General features: G+C 45.4%; 18 protein-coding genes. 11 read left to right on the plus strand and 7 right to left on the minus strand.

The features are described 5' to 3' along the window. Positions 1 to 46 precede the first annotated feature (46 nt). From CUN85_RS07320 to CUN85_RS07335, 4 genes are read right to left on the minus strand one after another with little or no spacing between them, the layout of a single operon-like run. Positions 47 to 1,318 (minus strand): DUF11 domain-containing protein, encoded by a 1,272-nt coding sequence (locus tag CUN85_RS07320; protein WP_135389670.1) that lies wholly within the window; start codon positions 1,316 to 1,318, stop codon positions 47 to 49. 5 nt (positions 1,319 to 1,323) lie between these two features. Further along, positions 1,324 to 2,922, minus strand: a complete 1,599-nt coding sequence (locus tag CUN85_RS07325; protein WP_135389671.1) for a BatD family protein — start codon at positions 2,920 to 2,922, stop codon at positions 1,324 to 1,326. Between the two features lie 40 nt (positions 2,923 to 2,962). After that, on the minus strand, positions 2,963 to 3,466 hold the full coding sequence (locus CUN85_RS07330) for a hypothetical protein (RefSeq protein ID WP_135389672.1): 504 nt from the start codon (positions 3,464 to 3,466) through the stop codon (positions 2,963 to 2,965). 11 nt (positions 3,467 to 3,477) lie between these two features. After that, a complete protein-coding gene (locus CUN85_RS07335) occupies positions 3,478 to 4,221 on the minus strand; it encodes an RAD55 family ATPase (protein WP_135389673.1) in 744 nt (247 codons plus the stop codon). 154 nt (positions 4,222 to 4,375) lie between these two features. On the opposite strand from CUN85_RS07335, the gene CUN85_RS07340 reads away from it, so the two are divergent. Both CUN85_RS07340 and CUN85_RS12985 read left to right on the plus strand, forming a co-directional pair. Then, positions 4,376 to 5,116 (plus strand): Nif3-like dinuclear metal center hexameric protein, encoded by a 741-nt coding sequence (locus CUN85_RS07340; protein WP_135389674.1) that lies wholly within the window; start codon positions 4,376 to 4,378, stop codon positions 5,114 to 5,116. A gap of 9 nt (positions 5,117 to 5,125) precedes the next feature. Next, entirely contained in the window at positions 5,126 to 5,296 is a 171-nt protein-coding gene (locus CUN85_RS12985; RefSeq protein ID WP_167848824.1) for a hypothetical protein, read from the plus strand. An 11-nt stretch (positions 5,297 to 5,307) separates the two neighbouring features. Here CUN85_RS12985 and CUN85_RS07345 read toward each other — a convergent pair whose 3' ends face one another. Both CUN85_RS07345 and CUN85_RS07350 read right to left on the minus strand, forming a co-directional pair. Continuing rightward, positions 5,308 to 5,868, minus strand: a complete 561-nt coding sequence (locus CUN85_RS07345; RefSeq protein ID WP_135389675.1) for a tRNA (cytidine(56)-2'-O)-methyltransferase — start codon at positions 5,866 to 5,868, stop codon at positions 5,308 to 5,310. 26 nt (positions 5,869 to 5,894) lie between these two features. Continuing rightward, positions 5,895 to 7,415: an AMP phosphorylase gene (locus tag CUN85_RS07350; RefSeq protein WP_135389676.1), complete on the minus strand. Its 1,521-nt coding sequence runs from the start codon at positions 7,413 to 7,415 to the stop codon at positions 5,895 to 5,897. A 168-nt stretch (positions 7,416 to 7,583) separates the two neighbouring features. Between CUN85_RS07350 and CUN85_RS07355 the strand changes: the two genes are divergently transcribed. From CUN85_RS07355 to CUN85_RS07395, 9 genes are all read left to right on the plus strand, one after another. Continuing rightward, positions 7,584 to 8,207, plus strand: a complete 624-nt coding sequence (locus CUN85_RS07355; RefSeq protein WP_135389677.1) for an FKBP-type peptidyl-prolyl cis-trans isomerase — start codon at positions 7,584 to 7,586, stop codon at positions 8,205 to 8,207. 488 nt (positions 8,208 to 8,695) lie between these two features. Further along, a complete protein-coding gene (locus CUN85_RS07360; RefSeq protein ID WP_235856237.1) occupies positions 8,696 to 9,148 on the plus strand; it encodes a nucleoside deaminase in 453 nt (150 codons plus the stop codon). A 95-nt stretch (positions 9,149 to 9,243) separates the two neighbouring features. Further along, positions 9,244 to 10,425 carry a mechanosensitive ion channel domain-containing protein gene (locus tag CUN85_RS07365; RefSeq protein WP_135389679.1) on the plus strand — a complete coding sequence of 394 codons (1,182 nt, stop codon included), beginning with the start codon at positions 9,244 to 9,246 and terminating at the stop codon, positions 10,423 to 10,425. Between the two features lie 102 nt (positions 10,426 to 10,527). Beyond that, entirely contained in the window at positions 10,528 to 11,409 is an 882-nt protein-coding gene (gene pheA / locus CUN85_RS07370; protein WP_135389680.1) for a prephenate dehydratase, read from the plus strand. Positions 11,410 to 11,440: 31 nt separating this feature from the next. Continuing rightward, positions 11,441 to 12,337, plus strand: coding sequence for a DUF7502 family protein (locus CUN85_RS07375; protein WP_135389681.1), 897 nt, complete (start codon positions 11,441 to 11,443; stop codon positions 12,335 to 12,337). A 56-nt stretch (positions 12,338 to 12,393) separates the two neighbouring features. Then, the gene (locus CUN85_RS07380) at positions 12,394 to 13,365 is read left to right on the plus strand and encodes an AAA family ATPase (RefSeq protein WP_135389682.1); all 972 of its coding nucleotides are present in this window, start codon (positions 12,394 to 12,396) and stop codon (positions 13,363 to 13,365) included. Between the two features lie 41 nt (positions 13,366 to 13,406). Next, a complete protein-coding gene (locus tag CUN85_RS07385; protein WP_135389683.1) occupies positions 13,407 to 14,285 on the plus strand; it encodes a DUF58 domain-containing protein in 879 nt (292 codons plus the stop codon). A gap of 2 nt (positions 14,286 to 14,287) precedes the next feature. Further along, the gene (locus tag CUN85_RS07390) at positions 14,288 to 16,156 is read left to right on the plus strand and encodes a vWA domain-containing protein (protein WP_135389684.1); all 1,869 of its coding nucleotides are present in this window, start codon (positions 14,288 to 14,290) and stop codon (positions 16,154 to 16,156) included. Then, on the plus strand, positions 16,156 to 18,612 hold the full coding sequence (locus CUN85_RS07395; RefSeq protein ID WP_135389685.1) for a VWA domain-containing protein: 2,457 nt from the start codon (positions 16,156 to 16,158) through the stop codon (positions 18,610 to 18,612). Before CUN85_RS07390 ends, CUN85_RS07395 begins: the two co-directional genes overlap by 1 nt. 39 nt (positions 18,613 to 18,651) lie before the next feature. Here the strand turns inward: CUN85_RS07395 and CUN85_RS13355 are convergent, their stop codons facing one another. Further along, the gene (locus CUN85_RS13355; RefSeq protein WP_235856238.1) at positions 18,652 to 19,905 is read right to left on the minus strand and encodes a hypothetical protein; all 1,254 of its coding nucleotides are present in this window, start codon (positions 19,903 to 19,905) and stop codon (positions 18,652 to 18,654) included. Positions 19,906 to 19,930: the final 25 nt, after the last annotated feature.

The following is a 19,930-nucleotide window of genomic DNA, read 5'->3' on the forward strand; positions in this document are numbered from 1 at the left end:
TAAGAACAGACTTCTACCAGAGAAGCAAATATCAACTATCTTATTTTTAGTTTATGTTACCCAGATATCCTTTTATAGAATCCAGCAGATCGAAAAAAAACTGGAACTTACCATAATCTTCTTTTTCTGTTTCTGCTGTAGGAACAGTATCCTCAGCATAGTTGTTTTCAAACTGACCATCTGCAGGTCCATCCCGATCATTTTCAAACCGATCGCTATCAGAACTCTGAGACGGATCAGAGACCTGCAATAAAAAGCGCCTGGAGTAAACAGTATCTTCATATTCTTTTGAATCAACTGATTTTACCTTTACAGAGGGAATGACAATGTTGCCTGCCATTTTCATCCTTACAGAGTATGTCAGATCCAGGCTATCAGCAGGATGCAGAACTTTACCCCCGGATGTTTCCCCGGACACTAGCACAGCTCCCGGAGGGATTTCGTCAGAAACAGAAACATACGTTGCCCTGTTACCTTCATTCTTCACAATAACATTCACATCGAGGACATCACCGACCTGGACCGAATCTGCAGAAACAGATTTTACCAGGTTCAGGAATGGGCCATGTACAATTATTTCCGAATTGTTTAGGGTTTTTGTATAAGTGCGCCCTTCCATATTGACCAGAACCCGTGTGCCCGAAAAGTTATAGGTTCCTGGTTTCAGGGCCTTTAAAGAATATCTCACTGTTTTCTGCCCGTAGGCAGCCATGGAAAAATTTCGTACCTGGTCGATATCAGGATCAAGTATAAACTCTTGCGGGATGGAAGAGATCAGTTCTACATTTTCCAGAGGTATTCCCCCGAGGTTTTTTATATTGACCTCTATATGTGCCCGCTCATCCATATATATCTCATCAGACCTCTTTTCTACCACAGATATAGTCGCATCGATCTTCTTTACGATCTTTGCCTGCGCAAGTGACCGATTTGCAATGGCAACACTGATGGTTGTATAGGGTACGGGTATATCGTTACCTGTGATTATCTCTACCGCAGTGATATTCAGGCGATCATCAAAAACATAATTGTCGGGGATATCCGAATTATTCAGGGCAAGAATAGTACCCCAGGATTCCGAACTGTTAGACATGACCGACAACATCACATAATCTGTATCCGTGTCTGAAGCTCTGGAAGGAGAAAAATCCAGGGCAGTGATCAGATAGCCACTGGCATTTACTTCCTCCCCCCAGTATAGAGTAAACTCTTCCGCTTCCAGCCATTCTATATCATCGGTAGTTGATTGTGCACCTGCTTGACCACACAGCAACACAAGAACTACCAATAACACCGGTTTGAACAACAACTGTCTCATGGCGATTACTGCTTTCTCCTGCGTCCATATACAGCATATACGCAAAATAGGACAAATACCAGCGTGGTTGCTTCAAAGCCTGGTTGTACTCTGTTTTCATCCTCCGCATATTCACTGTCACTGGAAGGGGATGAAGAACTGCTTGAAGGCGACTTATCACCTGATGTACCCTCCGGAGAGAAATCAGCACTTGTTTGCTCCGGATCTACCACAGAGATCACAGGCATATTGGACACTTTCTCTCCTTTGAAGTCCTCAAAATCGATGAAGGTAGATGTTGTTGCAGGCAATCTTATTTCACCGGCCTCTTTAGTCTTGATTATATAGGAATAACTGAGGGTCTTGCCCTTGCTGACAACTTCCTTGAAGTTCAGGTCCCCACTTACAAAAGTAACAGTTTCGGGCAGAGTTTCGGATGCGGTCACACTGGCCCTAACAGTGCCTTTATTTGCCACTGCTACGGTAACTTTGACCTCATCACCCGGGCTTACAGTGGATGGATTTATTGTTTTAGTCAGGACGATATCCGGTCCGGTGATCTTGACGGAGGGGGTTTTTGATTTGAATGTATGTACTTTCCCTTCAGAATCGGTAAAAGTTGCAGTAGCTGCCGGAACTTTATAAGTACCTGTTTTTACTGGCTTGAGGGTGTACTGGAACAGCTTTGCCTTTGTCTCACCGGGAGCAAAGGACAGTTTTGTTTCCTGACTGATACTATCCTGTAGTTCCATATCCCCAAGTACAGGGTTTGTGATCGTTGCCGAGTTCACACTATATATCCCGTCGTTCCAAATACTCACCGAAACATGAGCCGTGCCATCCATATAGACATTCTCAGTAATCGTCTTCGTAATGATAAGTTCGACAACTGGCTCGATGGTGAGTGTTTTTACTTTGCGATCCTCATTGATATCATCATTTATGTCCCGCGACTTTGTGGTAACAGTGATATCCTTCCTGGTCTGCTCCCAGTACTCGGGTATCTCGAACTTTGCCACGATTGGGTCCAGTGCCTCATCCTCTTCAATGGCAATTAAATGATGGCTGAGCTTTCCCGAGACAAGCTCCATACCATTGGGATCGATCTCAACATCCATTTCTGAGGCTCTGGCATCACCCTCATTCTTGATGTTGATAGTTGCTACTATATACCTGGGGGCCATGTCCCTGGGATCGTATGTATCTTCTTCAGTAGAGATATCTATTTTCATCCTGGGTACTGCCCTTTTGTATACCTCCACAGATGCATGGGGATCATTCATGTTACCTGTCCATTCATCCACTTTCAAGGTAACGGATTTGATGAATACCTTTATATCCTCACCATTCTCCGTATCACGGTATCCCAGACTTCCTCCCACTTTTAATGGCGATATCTCTTTTACTTCACCATCCCGGGAGATACTTATACTTACAAAGCCGTCTTTATTGAAGTCCTCGGCCTTGATAGTGTAGTCATCCATTTTTATCGTACTGCCCCAGTAAAGGGTACCGCTCTTATCTGCTTTGTCTTTCCATTCGACATCTTCAAGAGTATATGCTAAAGCGGGTAAGCATAAAAGCAAAATAAGACATACTATGAAAATAAGGAATTTTCTAAACATAACACAACCTCATGTCTTTTGTTAAGTCATTACAGAGATATCAATTTTTAGGAATAAGTTGTTTGAAACCCTTAATCTGTGAGGGTCTGTCAATAGCTTTTGTCCGGGAAGTGGAGCCTGGCAGATCGGTCATGGCAGGCTGCTGAATAGCAACTATTGTATTATCATCGATTGAACGCTGGCTTTGATACCCGGCTTCGATACTACGCCCGATATCTTCTTCAATTGTATTGTCATGTGTTGCGTCTGACCTGTTCTTTTGTTTCTGAGCATCTTTTCTGGAGAGACTTGCATTCACATCCCGTTCTTTGGCTTTGGCACCATCTTCTTTTCCCTTCTTGTAATTCTCACTTACAAGTTTACCAAGACCCGATTCTTTGGCCAGTTCCTCGAGCATGGAGTACTGTTCACTAACCCATCCAAGTTCTGAGTGTTTATGGTAGCCTACTTCAAAACCAAGATTGCAGGAACTTTTGATAAGCTCGTCGATTTCCGATCCTGTGAGCTGCGTTTGCTCTTCTTTCTTTTTGAAGAATCTTACCATTTCAAACACCCTCACTCAAGAAGTCCCTGGACGGACATACCTTTTTCAGTAAAATCAACGCTGCGCAGATTGCAGTCATGCCTGGTGCCCCTCATTTTTATGACCTGTATTGCACGCGTCATGGTTTTATCATAAAGGAAATTGTGCAGGAATATGACCCCATGGGAAGCAAACTGTTCTGTGGAATATGCAGTCGAATCGGTCATCTCGGAAATAAGTATAGTAGTACAGCCAAGCTTCTTAAGGTTCCGTATGAATCGACTCATTTCCTTTTCCTGCAAGGAAGGATCCTTTGTGGTAAAACGGATAGCTGAAACGGAATCTATTACGAGCCGTTTTACATCGTATTCAGCAACATAGGCTGCAATTTCCTTGAAGACTGTTGCAGGGGATGGCGCTTCATGCTCTCCGGGAGAAGACCCGACATCATATTCAGGAGTTACATAGTCATTGAGTTCGTCAATAAAACCATACTCCATCCGTGGTCCGAGATCGGCAAAAAGCAGTTTGTTCATTTTAACCAAAGGTATGACATTCATGGCATAATTTGACATGTCATCGATTATATTCTGCGGACTTTCTACCAGACTTACATAAAGCCCGACTTCCCCATGTGTTGCACCGTGAGCAAGATACTGCACACAAAAAGTGGTCTTGCCACTTCCCGGAGGCCCGCTTACAAGATAAACGCGCTGAGACAGTAGTCCCCCTTGCACGATTTCGTCAAATCCATCTATTCCGGTTCCAATTCTCATGAAGTACCCTCATTGTATTATAATAATAGTTATTGATATTATAGTTATAATATTAATATATGTATATTTTTATCGTCTTAATTCTATATATAAATTGCTTATATTATCTCCATTTCTGCGATAAATTGAAATCTCTTGAAAATTATCGTTATTTATGAACCTTTCAGATGTAGTAACAATACTTGAAGAGATAGCTCCTCCCGAGCTTGCTGAAGATTTCGATATCGGGAAAATTGGATTGACACTTGACCTTGAAAATGATATCCGGAAAATAGCTGTTGCCCTTGACCCTACACATTACGTACTAAAAAGAGCCTCCGACATCGGAGCGGATCTGCTGATCACGCACCATACACTTATCTTTGATGCAGTGAACCAGATCAACAAATCTCTTGCAGATGTACTGAAGATCGCACTGGACAGCAATATATCCCTGTACTCGATGCATACCAACTACGACAGGGCAAAAGGTGGTATCAACGATATACTGGCCAGAAGGATCGGCCTGTCTAACATAGAGGAGATTGATATTGGCAGGATCGGAACTATAAGTCCGTGTCCGGCCGAGACCTTCTTAAACCATGTTGCAAAAAGCCTTGATACACATGTCTGGTTCACGGGAAGAAAAGAAGAGGTTAGCAAAGTCATGGTATTCGGAGGTAGCGGCTTTAAAGGCGAGTTCCTGGAGATTGCACAAGAGCATGGTGTTGATGCTTACGTTTCTGCTGAGCTCAAACATGATATAATACGCTCCTGGGAAGACATCCTGCTGGTAGATGCCACGCACTACGCAACAGAGAACCCGGGAATGGAGGAGCTATGCCCAAGGCTGGAAGACAGACTAGGACTTGACGTGGAGTTCATTGACCACAACCCCTTCATAAAGACACTTTAAGTGATGTAAATGTGTGAAAATGATGAAGTGACTGATGATGAGCTGGAAGAAATGCTCGAAGAACAATCGAAATTAAAGGAAAAACCAAAACACAGAGGTTATGGTGACTACGAAAGAAAAGGTATCTACAGGGGACCTTCGGTCAAGAAGGATGAACAGGAGAATACAGATTCTTCCTGATCTGCTTTTGGTTATTCTTCCCGACACATTTCCTGAGACTCTTCCTGCCTGTTGTCTATTACTTTCTTTCCACGTTCGGCCGGTACAATCATAAGTTCTCCGTCTGTGAATTCCTTTCTGAGGGGGTCATTTCCGGCTATCCTGTCCAGGGTCACTGCCACGGCTGCAACCTCTGAATGGGGCTGGTTTCCCACAGCAACATTCCAGTCTGAAAGTTCGTATATCTCAAAGGGAACCTTTTCGGCACCCACTACCACCATTAACTTTTCACACAGGCTGATCTCCGAAACAGCATCCGGCAGGTTTATCCCGTACATCGACAGGTGGCAGACTTTCCCGCCTTCTTCCTTCCACTTCCTGATCTCGGTCTTCCAGTTAACATTGTTTGTGACATAGAAGTTCCCTCCCCATCTTTTTGCAACATCCCGGATATTTTCTGTAAGCTTTGGGTCATCAGATGCCAGCAACATACCCTCGGCACCAAAAGCCCTGGCAGTAAGTCCTACATGGGTGGTTATTCTCTTATCCCTCACCGGACGGTGTCCGAGCCTGAGAATGACAATTTGCTGCATATGTACACCTTGATCCTCAGGAGAGATTACATTTCCTTCAGATCAGCCACCTTTTCGATAAGCATTCCTTCGACGAATATGGGAGGATGTTCTCTGCAGAACTTAACGGCGTCTTTGAGTTTATCTTTCTTTTCTGCATAGATGGTCAGTACAGGCTGGCCTTTCTCTACTACCTGACCACGTTTCTTGTGTATCAGTACACCCGCACCCTTATCGTTGGGTGCACCTGCGAACCTTGCTGTCTGTACGATGCGCTTGTTATAGAACTCTATGATGTATCCGTTTGCAGGAGCTGTGATGTCCGCCTTGAATTGACCTACTGCGATATCCTCAGAGGTTATATCGGGATTACCGCCCTGTATCCGGATGATCTCCTTCAGTTTTGCGAGAGCCTTACCGTTCTTCAGTGTCTCAAGAGCAAGCTCTCTCCCCTGTCCCCTCGGGGCCGCACTGCCCATCTCAAGCAGCATACCTGCAATTATGACACTCTTTTCAATAAGACTGTTAGGTCCTTCCATGGTTTCAAGTACCTTTAGTGCCTCGATCACTTCAAGTGCCGGGCCCACTGTCCTGCCTATCGGAGAAGCACCATAGGTAAGAGCACAGTCCACATCCATACCCAGGCGCTCGCCCAGACTTATGAGGTCCCTTGCAAGTTTCCTGCCTGCTTTTACATCAAGGATCTTCGTACCTGCACCCATCGGAATGTCCATGACTACTTTCTGGGCACCGACAGCCCCTTTCTTTGCCATGATCGAAGCCAGAAGCTGGCAGTGCGGGTCAATGGAAAGAGGATATTCAACCTTGATGAGCTTGTCATCTGCAGGTGCAATGTTGGTGGCACCACCCCATACAATAACACCGCCAACCTTTTCGGTCATCTCCTTTATCTGTTCAGCCGAAAACTCTACAGGTGCAAGTATCTCCATCAGGTCAGCAGTCCCTCCGGCACCTGTGATGGCACGGGAACTCGTCTTTGGAATGAGCAGACCGTTAGCAGCAACAATTGGTACAATGAGAAGAGTAATCTTATTGCCCGGTACGCCTCCGATGGAATGTTTATCCATTATCGGTGAAGTGCTGAACTCTATTCTCTCTCCAGTGTCTATCATGGCCTTTGTCAGCCATTCGGTCTCATCCTCGGAGAGATCCTTGATATAAGTAGCTGTCAGGAAAGCGGCGATCTCTATATCACTCAGATTCTCCTCTACTATATCCCTCACCAGCTCGTTTATCTCGTCCCTTTCCAGTTTAAGACCATCCATGACCTTTCGGATAATACGGGAGGATTTCGGTCTCTCCGCAGCCTCTACTTCCACAGTCTCGGTCCATTCCCGCTGAAGCTGCTCCTGCACTTCATGGTACAGTCCTATCATTCCGGAAGAGATCATGTCCTCTGTAAAATCAACGATGGCTGTCAGGGTCACATGGTCCTTTATCCTTACTCTGTCCCCCTCATGGACTCCTAACTCCTTCGCATCGATGGAGTTCATGACTACTTTATACTTGCCGACTTTGATATCAATGGGCTGTACTTTTAACTGCATTTTTACACCTTTTTTATAGTATACAGAAATGCACTAGGGTTAAATATGTTTATGGTATGTCCAGATGCAAGGAAGTATTAATGAATGCACTCATTTACAGCGGTTTTGTGCATACTGATCAAGTGAGACCAAAATGACTATATGATATCCTATCTCACGGAGAAGCTGATGAGATACAGTAAACTGTTTATGATGCTTATACTGGGAAGTGCCCTGCTTCTTAGTGGATGTGTAGATACCGAGGATCTTTCTGCACAGACGGCGTCAGTAGAAAATGGGGACATTGTTACACTGGATTATACTGTAATGAGTGAGGACGGCACAGTCGTTGAGACATCCAATGAGGAAAGTGCTGAAAATAACAATATCGAGCAGACTGCAGAACCACTGGTGTTCGAAGTTGAGTCCGGACAGATAATTGAAGGAATCGATAAAGGCGTTGTCGGCATGAGCGAAGGAGAACAGAAAGAACTGACACTGCCACCGGAACAGGCTTTTGGCCCATACAGGGAAGAACTGGTACAAGAGATACCCATCCAGGAATACCAGAATGCCACCAACACAACCGAGGTACCTCAGCCTGGAGAACAGTTGATGTCCCAGATGGGAGTAATTACTGTCAAGGATGTCAATGATACCCACATTGTACTGGACGCTAATTCACCGTTTGCTAATGATACTATGATCTTTGAAGTAACAGTGATTTCCATTGAAAAGGGAGAAACATCAACAAATGATGTTGAAGTGCCGTCAGAAGATTCTGAAGCATTTACCGTAGATGAAGGCATGTAAACACCTGAGATTGTGACCCGTAAGTCGAAAATTGATACATTCGATAGTAAGAAACCTGAGTTCCGGCCCGGTTGAGGTCTTATCAGATCACAGCTTGCACACTCTTAACACTTCGGTGGCTAACATTTAAGTTGCTGCAGGGCCGGAAATTCAATATATTTTTCATAAATGTGAAGGCTCGTGAACTATCCCGAAGCTAAAGACTTCGTGGCTTCCTGCTTCATTCCCCGAACTTATGTTCACCAGTCCACAGGCTCTTCCCGCAGTCCCTGCGGTGTTTGAGTTACTAAAATGTAATGTAGCCACTTGGTTATCGTGGTTATAATTAAAACAAAAACATTATGGGATATATAATTAATGGACACTTACACATCCTATGCTAAAGACACAGGAGTTTTATGCTCCATCTATAAAAAATGATTTTTGCATGATATGCCACCACTTCATTTAAAAGTAATCAGCATAAATACAAACCCATGAACTTTTTCATGCAGACAGCCATTGACGAAGCCCGACATGGAGTCCTGCATAACCACGGAGGGCCCTTTGGTGCGGTGATCGTCAGAGAAAGGGAAATAATTTCCAGGACACATAATGAGGTGCTCAGGACCAATGACCCTACGGCCCATGCCGAAGTGCTTGCAATCAGGCAGGCTTCATCTGTTCTCGGGAAGTTCGATCTCTCGGAGTGCGAGATATATATCACTTCCCAGCCATGTCCGATGTGCCTCGCAGCTATTTACTGGGCAAGGATAAAAACCATTTACTTTGGTTCCGATAAGGAAGATGTAGCAGAGATTGGATTTGATGACAGTCACTTCTATGACCTTATATGTGGCGATGCTGAAGATCCTGATTTTAGAACTGTGAGGATTGAGAGGGAGAAATGCCTTGAATTACTTGAGATCTGGGAAAAAAAGCCCGACAGGAAAATGTATTGAGAGCTGCAAGCAGCAATTATATAGATAAATAAACAAATAATTCAAAGTACCCGTAGCAACGACTGTTTTAAAAATAGACAAATGGTGGTTCAAAAATGGCACTCGATGATTTTGCAGCAAGTATTATAATATTTATTGTAACCTTGTTCCTTGTGCTGGTACTTACTTATCTTTTCAGGAAGAGATCGGTCTTTTCTAAGGAAAAGATAGTCCAGCAACTGATAATATTCTCATTGCTCATTACCGGACTTATCTTTATTATTTTCACCCTGCCGATCGGGGTTGAGGATAAGAATATAATTCTGACACTCGTGGGTATCATCATAGGTGCGGTAATCACCTTTGCCTCGACAACCTTTGTCGCCAACGCCATGGCTGGTATCATGCTCAGGCTCATCAACCCTTTTCTAATAGGGGATTTCATCCAAATAAACGATACATTCGGAAGGGTCACAGAGATAAATTTCCTGCACACTCAGGTCCAGTCCATCGACAGAGATCTGGTCACTATACCAAACAGCACACTGGTACTCAACCCGCTCAAAACGATTCGCTCATCAGGAACAATTATCACTACCAGCGTATCCCTGGGTTACAACATCCCCCGCAAGAGCATCGAAAGGAATCTTCTGCTTGCCGCTGAAAGAATCGGGCTGGAAAATCCTTTTGTACATGTAATGAATCTGGGTGATTTTTCGGTTACCTATAAAGTGGGAGGGCTGCTTAAGGATGTTGAAAGTGTCATTACTGCAAGGTCCGATTTCAGAAAGAGTGTGATGGACTCACTGCATGAGGCCGATATTGAGATCGTGTCCCCTACCTTTACCAACCGCAGAGAACTCAGCAATGACTATGTATGCCTGCCTCCTGAAGAGGAAGACACAGCAGTTGAAATAGAAGAACAGAAAATACCTGATGTCAAGACCGAGGAGATTATATTCGATAAGGCCATCGAAGCCCGCCACATTGATTATATATATAAGACCGTAGAAATGTTCCCGGAAAGAAGAAAAGCTCTGGAAGAAAGGTTAAAAAAGCTACCTGATGAAGATTCCCGGGAAAGTATAAGAGCAGAACTGAAATTGCTTGAGCAAAAGGAAGTAGAACTAAAGCCTGCGGTACAGGAGCTCATGAGCATTCCGGACATAACGGCTGCTATGGATGAAAAAGAAAAACAGCTGATTATTGATTCCATCAGGAACATCGAAAGCATGGCCTCTGAGATCGACATCTGGCTCAAGCGACTTGAAAAACGGCTGGAGAACTTCTCTGACTGAAAAGATAATCCTGTGAGGAATTGAGAGTATTGAGCTTCAAATCGTGGATTTTTCCATTGCGGGACAAAAAATACTTTAAATTAAGCACTCCTATTGCCCAGAATGATAATCGCTGTGCTAGGGCCTAAAGGCTCTTACTCGGAAAAGGCTGCCATGCAATGGCTTGCTGAAAATGGCAGTGAAGAAGGTTATATTCTCGAATATTGTGATGACATACAGGATGTGTTCTCTTCCCTTGCAACGGGTTCTGCTAAAATTGGGATAACACCGGTGGAGAACTCCATCGAAGGCTCAGTTGGAGTCACACTTGATATGCTTTTTGAACATGATGTCTCCATCATCGCAGAGACAGTAGTAGCAATTGAGCACTGCCTGCTTTCCAGGGGCAGGAAAAAGGATATCAGGATCATTCTTTCACACCCCCAGGGGCTTGCACAGTGCAGGCAGTTCCTGAAGGACCATTTTAAAGGCGTGGAACTGCGGACCACAGGTAGCACTTCCCATGCTGCAAAGCTTGCAACGGAGTTCGAGGAGATGGCGGCTATTGCTTCCCGTGAATCGGCACAGATGTACGGCCTTGAAGTACTGGTCCCCAGCATACAGGACAGGGAGCAGAACCACACACGTTTTCTTATTATGATACGCTCAGGAGATGCCGCTGCAGGTAGCCAGTACCCAGCGGAAAACCCGGCAGTGAAGAAGGGAATATATACTGGCAAGACATCAATGATCGTCGGTCTTGACCGTGACAGGCCCGGAGCCCTTTATGAGATACTGGAAGAGTTCGCCTGCAGGAAGATAAATCTCACCAGAATAGAGTCCAGGCCTTCAAAGCGTGCGCTTGGTGATTATGTATTCTATATAGATCTCGAAGGACATATAAGCGATGATATTATAAAAGATGCAATATATAATATAGAGTCAAAAGTCGGAATGTTGAAAATGCTAGGATCATATCCGATGTTCAAGAATAATCACTTATAAATAGGTACAGTCACATCGAACCGGTGCCGCAATGGATGTCAGAGATTTTATAAAAAAGCAGGAATCGGCCCTCCGCAAGTACCGCAGGGTCTATAGAATACTGGACTTTATCACGATACTTATCATATTATACACACTTATGCTCCTGCTGAGCGTTGACCAGTTACTCCCGCTTATCAGTTATTTTGAGGTCCGCACCGGAAACAGCTACGACCTGACAGGTGTAAGCATCGCCTTTGAGACCGTGGTCATGCTGCTGATGGCTGCATTCCTGTCCATGATACTAACGTTCCTGATCCATATAAGAGATAAGAGGACAGCCGCAATCCTGCAGATAGAGGAAAAGTATCCGGAACTGAAGGAAAGACTTCGTACTGCATACGATAACAGTAATGCTGACAATATAATTGTTAACGATCTGCTACAGGTAGTGTCTTTTAGTCTGACAAAGGTAAGATCATCCGATTTCCTGAGAAAAAAAAGGATAACATTAGGAATTATGCTTATACTTATTTCTGTTTCAGCCCTGACTTTTGTTACTTTTTATAACATTCATACTGATACAACTTCTGAAGACTGGAAGGACCTCATAGACAGGCTCCCTTTTATTCCGGAAGAGGAAAATCCTGACGATCTTGTAGAGATGGGCGGAGATGACGAGGAGCAGAACGGAAATGGAGGCAATGAGGACCTGACCGGAGAACCTACTGTCGTCGTTGTGGACGGGACGGAAGTTGACCTCTCACTACCACCTGGAACCGGGACAGGTTTCAGTCAGAATGAAGAGTCCGAAGAGATACTACGGGAATTCGAGGATTCACCCGGCGGACCACCTGAAGCCACGCCTTCCGGGACATACTACGAAGAATTTCCGGACGGCTACGAAAGCGTTATAAGATCATACTTCGAGCAGCTGGCTGAAGAATAGATCAAATACTGTAAATTAAAGGATCATTTAAATTACTAACAAAAAGGAGAGAACAAATGGCTAGTGACCTGAATTCAAGGGATCTTAATCAAACATACAAAGTTGCGGGAGATATGTTTGCTACTCTTTTCAAAGAGATTGGAAAGGTAGTTGTCGGCCAGAACAATACGGTGGAACAGATAATCATTGCAATATTATGTAACGGACACGCACTGGTAGAAAGTAACCCCGGACTGGGCAAGACCCTTACAATATCCACCATATCCAAGTCAATGGACCTGAACTTCAGCAGGATACAGTGTACACCTGACCTCATGCCAGCGGATATCACCGGAACGAATATCATTGAAGAGAGCGACGGACACAAGCATTTCAAGTTCGAGCCAGGTCCCGTCTTTGCAAACATTGTACTTGCGGACGAGATCAACCGTGCATCACCGAAGACCCAGTCCGCATTGCTTGAGGCTATGCAGGAAAAACAGATAACAGTAGGTAACGACACGTTTTTACTTGAGCAGCCATTCTTTATCCTTGCTACTCAGAACCCAATTGAGATGGAAGGTACTTTCCCGCTTCCCGAAGCGCAGCTTGACAGGTTCCTCCTCAAGATACTAATGGAATATCCCCGGTATGAGGATGAGATAGAGATCGTGAACCGCTACACGCGTTCTGTGATGCCCACCGTCGGTAAGGTGATAAACAAGAACACGCTGCTCGACCTTCAGAGACTTACGCGGGATATGCCTGTTGCAGATGACATCAAGAACCGTGCTATCAAAATAGTTATGAGTACACGTATAAAGAACGAGTTTATCGAGTACGGTGCATCTCCCAGGGCATCAATCGGCCTTATCCTTGCTGCAAAAGCAAGAGCACTCATCCAGGGAAGGAACTTCGTAAGCAATGATGATATCAATGCTATGGCCTACCCGATTCTGAGGCACAGGTTGATCCTTACCTTTGAATCCGAAAGGAAAGGTGTTACCACTGACCAGGTGATCAGAAATATACTTGAGAAGATCAAATGAGCTATCGGCCAGACCGGAAAACTTAATCCAAAAGGCAGGCAATGAGCGATAAAAAGCATACCATAGATGTCGATTTTTTCAGGCAGCTCGACCGCTTTACCTTCATCGTAAGGAAGAAAGTATCATCTACCTACGCAGGTAGCAGGCGCTCCCTTCACAGCGGGAAAGGACTTGATACGATCGGCTACAGGGAATATCATAAGGGGGACGAACTCAAGTCCATAGACTGGAACGCCTATGCAAGAACCGAGAAACTCTATGTGCGCCAGTTCGAGGAGGATAAATCCCTTACGACCCACATACTGCTGGATGCCAGCAACAGCATGGACTATGCAGGTGACAATACCACCAAGTTCGAATATGCTACTATGCTCGCTGCCGGTTTTGCTTACCTTGTGACAAGGGACAACGACAAGTTTGCCATCTCTACTTTTTCCGATGAAATAGACATCTCAAAGGCCAGAAGAGGTAGAAAGTACCTCCTCGAAACGATCGAACGGCTTGAAGACCTTAAACTCGGAGGAAAGACCGGCATAGATAATGCCACCGCGCAGTATGGAAAAGCCGTTAATTCGAGGTCACTTATCATTATCATCTCTGACTTCCTTGAAGACTTAGAGGCAATTGAGTCTGCAATCTATCGATTCTCTTATCATGATCTGATACTCGTGCAGGTACTTGACCCCACGGAACGGGACCTGACGGTCCACGGCCACAGCAAACTGGTCGACCTTGAAACAGAAGTTAATCTGGATACATATGTGAGTGACTCTTTTAAGGAAGAATACCAGGAACAGCTGGACACACACATCAACAGGATAAGTGACGTATGCAACAAGGTCGGGGCCGAATTTTACATATTCACAACCGATGTGCCCATCTTTGACGCATTCCTGCATACTATCGCCAGGAGGAAATAAGATTGCCCTTTGAGACCCCACTCGCCCTGGTAGCTCTTGCAAGTGTTATCCTCCTGGTAATACTCTACCTGCTGCGCCCGAAGCCACTAAGGGTGATGGTACCCTCCCTCATGTTCCTGATGAAGATACAGGAAGAGAAAAAACGCTTCTACACATCCATCACAAAACTCATTAAGGACCCGCTGTTCCTTATTCAGTTGTTGGTGTTGATATTGCTTGCACTGGCAGCTGCAGCACCTTTTATCGAGACCCAGGAGCCACTGAGCGGAGAGCATACTGTCATAATTATAGATTCATCCGCAAGCATGCAGACCGAGGACCGCTTCGATGATGCGATCTCAAAGGCCGGGGACTACGTAAGCAAGACCAACAGCATCATACTTGCCCAGAACATCCCTGTTACCATGCTTGAGAGCGGAGGTTCGGATGCAGCCTACCAGACACTCGATTCACTGGAGCCAAAGGCAACTGTTGCGGATATCTCAGCCGCCGTTTCGGCCGGAATGAGAATGCTCTCTGATGAAGGTGGCAGGATAGTAGTCATATCTGACTTTGCACACTGGGACGGAGATGACCCTGTCAATGCGAAAACCCTCGCACAGTCATATGGTCTTAATGTCGAGTATGTCATTGTTGGCAGGAGCACCGGGAATACAGGGATAATCCAGGGAGAGGTAGAGGCAGTCGACGGGACCTATACCTACACCGGTGTTGTAAAGAATTACAGGAACAGCAGGGAACTGGTGGAATTGGAGATCAGGAACGGGGAAACAGTCACCACCCAGAGTTTCAGTGTCCGGGGACGGTCCACACAGCAGTTCCGTGTGACAGATATTGGAAGAGGCATTACCGAAGTTACGATCAAAGGTTCTGACAGCCTCATGGCGGATAATACCGCTTATATATCCATACCCAGGGTATCCGCAAAGGAAATGCTTGTGGTATCGGATGTAGAGAAACTTCCTTCCCTCACTGCCCTGTCACTTATGCCCAATGTCAGGACGGGCCTGGTAGAAGGAGTGCCTGCTGACCTTTCAAAGTACAGTGTGGTTGTGATCGCAAACAAGGAAAGAGCACTCACGTCAGATGAGCTGGGAACGCTGAGAGGTTTCATTAATGGCGGTGGCGAGGCGGTCTTTATTGCAAGCGATGCCCTGTCAGGAGAAAATGCCGGAACCGATCTGCAGGCACTGCTACCTGTCAGAACCGGCGGAATGGTCGATACTGAAAGAGGAGCTACGCTTGAGGTCATACAGGATACAAGGTTAAGTGAAGATATCAAGTTCGCCGAGGTTGCGGTCTATAAATATCTCAACGCGACTGAAAGAAGAGGTGCCACCACGCTGGTAAGCACGACCGAAGGAGTACCGGTGCTTACCTACGGGACTATAAGTGATGGTACAGTTGTTTACATGGGTTTAAATGATGCATTTGCAGAAGATGCCTGGAACAATTTCCATAATCTTCCGGAGTATCCTGTTTTCTGGTTCAAGCTTGCGGGCTGGCTTGGAGGCACCGGAAGCATTTCGGACTACAACTTAAAGACCGGTGCGATCTCCGCACTTGCACAGGTGCAGGATATTGAGACGCCCGGCGGGATAGATACAGTGAACAGAGTACACTATAACGAAGTCGGAGTCTACACCGTGGCAGGCAAACAGGTAGCTGTCAATCTCTACAACGACAGGGAGTCCGACACAACTCTTGAAGGGTACGAACTTATCGAGCGCTCAGAAGCAAAGGGCGAACCCGGTATCGTGCGTGCGGACACCTATACAGCAAAAAATTACCTGGACACATACATGATAATCATAGTTCTTCTGCTCGTCCTGCTTGAACTGTATATAATCAGAAAGCGTGGTGAGCTCTAATGGCAAGCATAAACCTGGAAGATCCCGAGATGCTCTGGCTGATCATACCGACACTCATAGGCGGCATCTACCTCTTGAAGAAGGCCAGGAATAAGAGCCTGATAATATCAAGGATCATAGTTGTCATCCTGCTTGTGGCCGCACTGGCGTCCCCCTATACTTTGAGTGCAAGGGTGGACTCGGATGAGAATCCCGATATCGTCCTGATATCCGACGAAACTGCCAGCATGAAGCTGTTCAATGACGAGACTGCAACCAACCTCTACGAACATCTGACCGCCACCACCCCCACCACCCTGGTCCAGCTCACTGGAGAAAAGACCGCCCTCGGGGATGCCATAATGCAGTATTCGAGGGGAGATAACCAGATAGTCCTGGTAACCGACGGAAACAACAATCAGGGAGCTGAGCTTGAGGAAGCCCTGCAGTTTGCAGAGGATACGGGAACAACCGTCTACTATGTAGAACCGGAACTGGAAAAAAATGACCTGAACGTGCAGATCCAGGGAGATAAGACAGTCATCGTGGGCAACGAAAACCAGTTTGATATCCTGGTCACTCAGGCAGGCGATGAGAGTATCAGTTATAGTTATGAAATATACAGTGATGGAGAACTCATCAGGAGCGGTAATGCCGTACAGAACGGACGCCAGAGATCAGTACCAGTAAGCAGGGTGAAATTCTCAACATTGGGGGAACACACACTGAGAGCCGTTATCACTCCTTCAGGTTCTGACAGTGACCCCATCAACAACGAGTTCTATAAGAGTGTTTATGCCATCCCGAAACCAAAGATACAGGCTATAGGTCTTGAAAGAAACTCTCCACTTGCTTATAATCTCTATAAGCTCTACGATGTCTCGACAACGGATGATTTTTCAGACCTCGATAGTACAAAGGCCATTGTTATAGACAATGTACATTCGAACTCCTTCTCCGGGACCGATGTAGAGGAACTAAAGGAATACCTCCGTGACGGACGTGGTATCGTGGTTGTTGGAGGGGAGCGCTCCTTCAACTTTGGAGGGTATCTTGATTCAGAAATCGAGCAGCTACTACCTGTAATCTCTGAACCTACCAACTGGAAAGGAGGGCGAAATGTCGTACTGATGCTTGATATCTCCGAGAGTACTGCAAATCACGGTACACTCGGAGATATTCTGGGGAACGCCATATATATCTTGGAAAATGAGAACCTCCGGGATGCATATGTAGGTGTTATAGCGTTTGGCAGCGAAGGCTTAGATGTTTCGAATGGCCTTGTCTATCTTGGAAGTACCTCCAATATGGATTATCTTAGAAATAATATAGAGACCCTGACGCCAACACCTACAAGCCAGACATCGCTCAACGAGGGCCTTCTGATAGCAGAAGAATGGCTGCAGACCGAGACCGGTGAACTTGATATCATCATCATATCAGACGGCGGGATAGAGAGATCATATGACGAGAGCCTTGCGATTGCAGACGAGATACATGGGAATGGTGTGAACATGTACTACACACATATCCGGTCCAGCGCCCCCTCACAGCTTGACGATTCAGGTGTTCACTATGCAGAAAAGCTGATGAATGAGATTGGAGGGACCTACTTCCACATAGACCAAGGAGAAAGGGCAAATATTATATTTGACGAACTACCAGAACCCACTGACAAGGATAACGACACCCAGTTGAGTTCCTATCCGCTCATAGAACTTAACCCCAAACACTTTATCACAAGCAATGTCGAGCTTGAAGGAAATATCACCGGGTTCAACGATGTCACCCCTAAGGCAGGCGCTGACAGACTGGTCATCACCAGCACCGGCAAGCCCGTGCTCACAACCTGGAGATACGGTCTTGGAAGGGTCGCTGCCCTTACAGCCGATAATGGACAGGGCGGAGAGGCCAGCTGGGCAACTTCTCTGTATTCCGGGAACAATTCTAAGATAATATCTTCCACCATGAACTGGGCAATCGGCAACCCCAGAGAGGAAACGGGTGCGGTAGTTGAAGCTCCTGACGGTTGGTACGGGACGCCTGTAGAGGTCGAGCTTACCATGTACGACGAGGGGCTCCCCATCCTGAAACTTGACGGTGAGGACGTACCAATTTCGCTTACAGGAAACAATGTCTATGAGGCTGCTGTGAGTCCGGACAGCATAGGCATGCATGACCTGTCAGGTTATCCCATTGCAGTAAACTATGCAATTGAATACCGTGATGTGGGTCTCAATGAAGACTTCCCGCGCCTGATCAAGCAGTATGGTGGAAAGATATACACAGAGGATAATGCACACTCCCTCCTGCTTTCGGATGCAAGGGAGAATTCCCATAAAGTGGTACGTGAGACCGTAAGCCAGAAGTTATACTTCCTGCTGGCAGCCCTTATCATCTTCCTTGGAGAGGTTATCCTCAGGAGAATTAAGGAGATACGGGAAATGAAAAAGATGCAGAGTCAGACACAGGCCTGATCTTTGCCTTTTTCATTTGCACTTACTCTGCGAGCGTATCTAAACTGTATTGCTAAGTTGCATGTGCTTTTTTTGCAGGGCCCGCATGACTCTTTTTTTAGCACTTATCTTTTTCATCCGGTCAAGTCTGTCAAATTCCCCAAACTGGCTTTTGACTGAGTCGTGCTCCAGCAAAACAGAAACATCCCCAATTAGTTTCTTATATAGCAGATCCAGACCTTTCTGTGTTATACCTTTGCAGTTCTCGTCCAGAATGCCTTTTTGTATCATCTGCTTACAATGATAGTCAAAATAATCATTATTGTGTCCAAGGTACGCCAGCACATTTTTCTCGGATCCATAAACAAGATAGAACATAAACAGGATCCTCATCTGCCTGTCCTCAGCATTATTCAGTATACCATAGAGTGCAAGTACAACAGAACTATCACGGGATAAGAAAAAAATAGTTGCTCCGTCATATGTATGCATCAACATTCCAAGGCCCGTGCCTTGTATTCTTTTGATCTCTGCAATCCTGATATGTCTTATATTCAGATAGTTCCACAAGTCTTCTGTTGTGACCAAGCCGCTCAGTGCGGAATTTCCATGTTTCCACATGATCTTGTTCGCTACCGGACTTGCTGAATGCTCTTCCGTACAAACCCAGTTCCTTGATAACTCATCGAACTTCGTATCTATATCAGAGCCGATCTTAACTCTGCCACTGCCCCTCACCTTTTCCACAATGTCCCTGCCCGAAGGCGTGAGTGAAGCGTACTCATCCACCATATCCTTCTTTTTGAGATTGTTGAAGGTATTCTTAAGCAGGGTCTTATCATTATTGAAAAGAGGAAGGAGGATGTCCTCTTTGTTCATATCAGCAGCAAAGAGGCATAAAAGACGTAGCTCTTCCGGCCGGAGTTTGCCAGCCACCGGATTGGCACTCAAACCCAGCAGGCTCATAAGCAGATGTTTTAAAGTGGATACATCCTCTTTTTTGCCTGCAAGTACTAAAGAAAAAAGAACATTTCCATTGCCAATTGTCGCTTTTTGCCTGTAGTCAATTACAAGGAAAGAGCCATGCTTTGTATAACTCTGTATTTTGTTTGCGACAGCATGTGACAGTGGCCTGTCTACAAATTCAATTTGCTTGAGAGAGATCAGATCTGTTTTAGAGGCAGTATGAATTTCTATATTTTCATCCGTTAAGCGAACTTTCCATGCATCCCATTTTGAGGAATCGATATAGTACATTGTGGAAATATGCGGAATAGCAGATATACCGTAAAAGTCCATTTCACCATAGAACATAGTTTTTCCTGTTGTAAAAATTGAA

It is taken from the genome of Methanolobus halotolerans (assembly GCF_004745425.1).
Taxonomy (GTDB): domain Archaea; phylum Halobacteriota; class Methanosarcinia; order Methanosarcinales; family Methanosarcinaceae; genus Methanolobus; species Methanolobus halotolerans.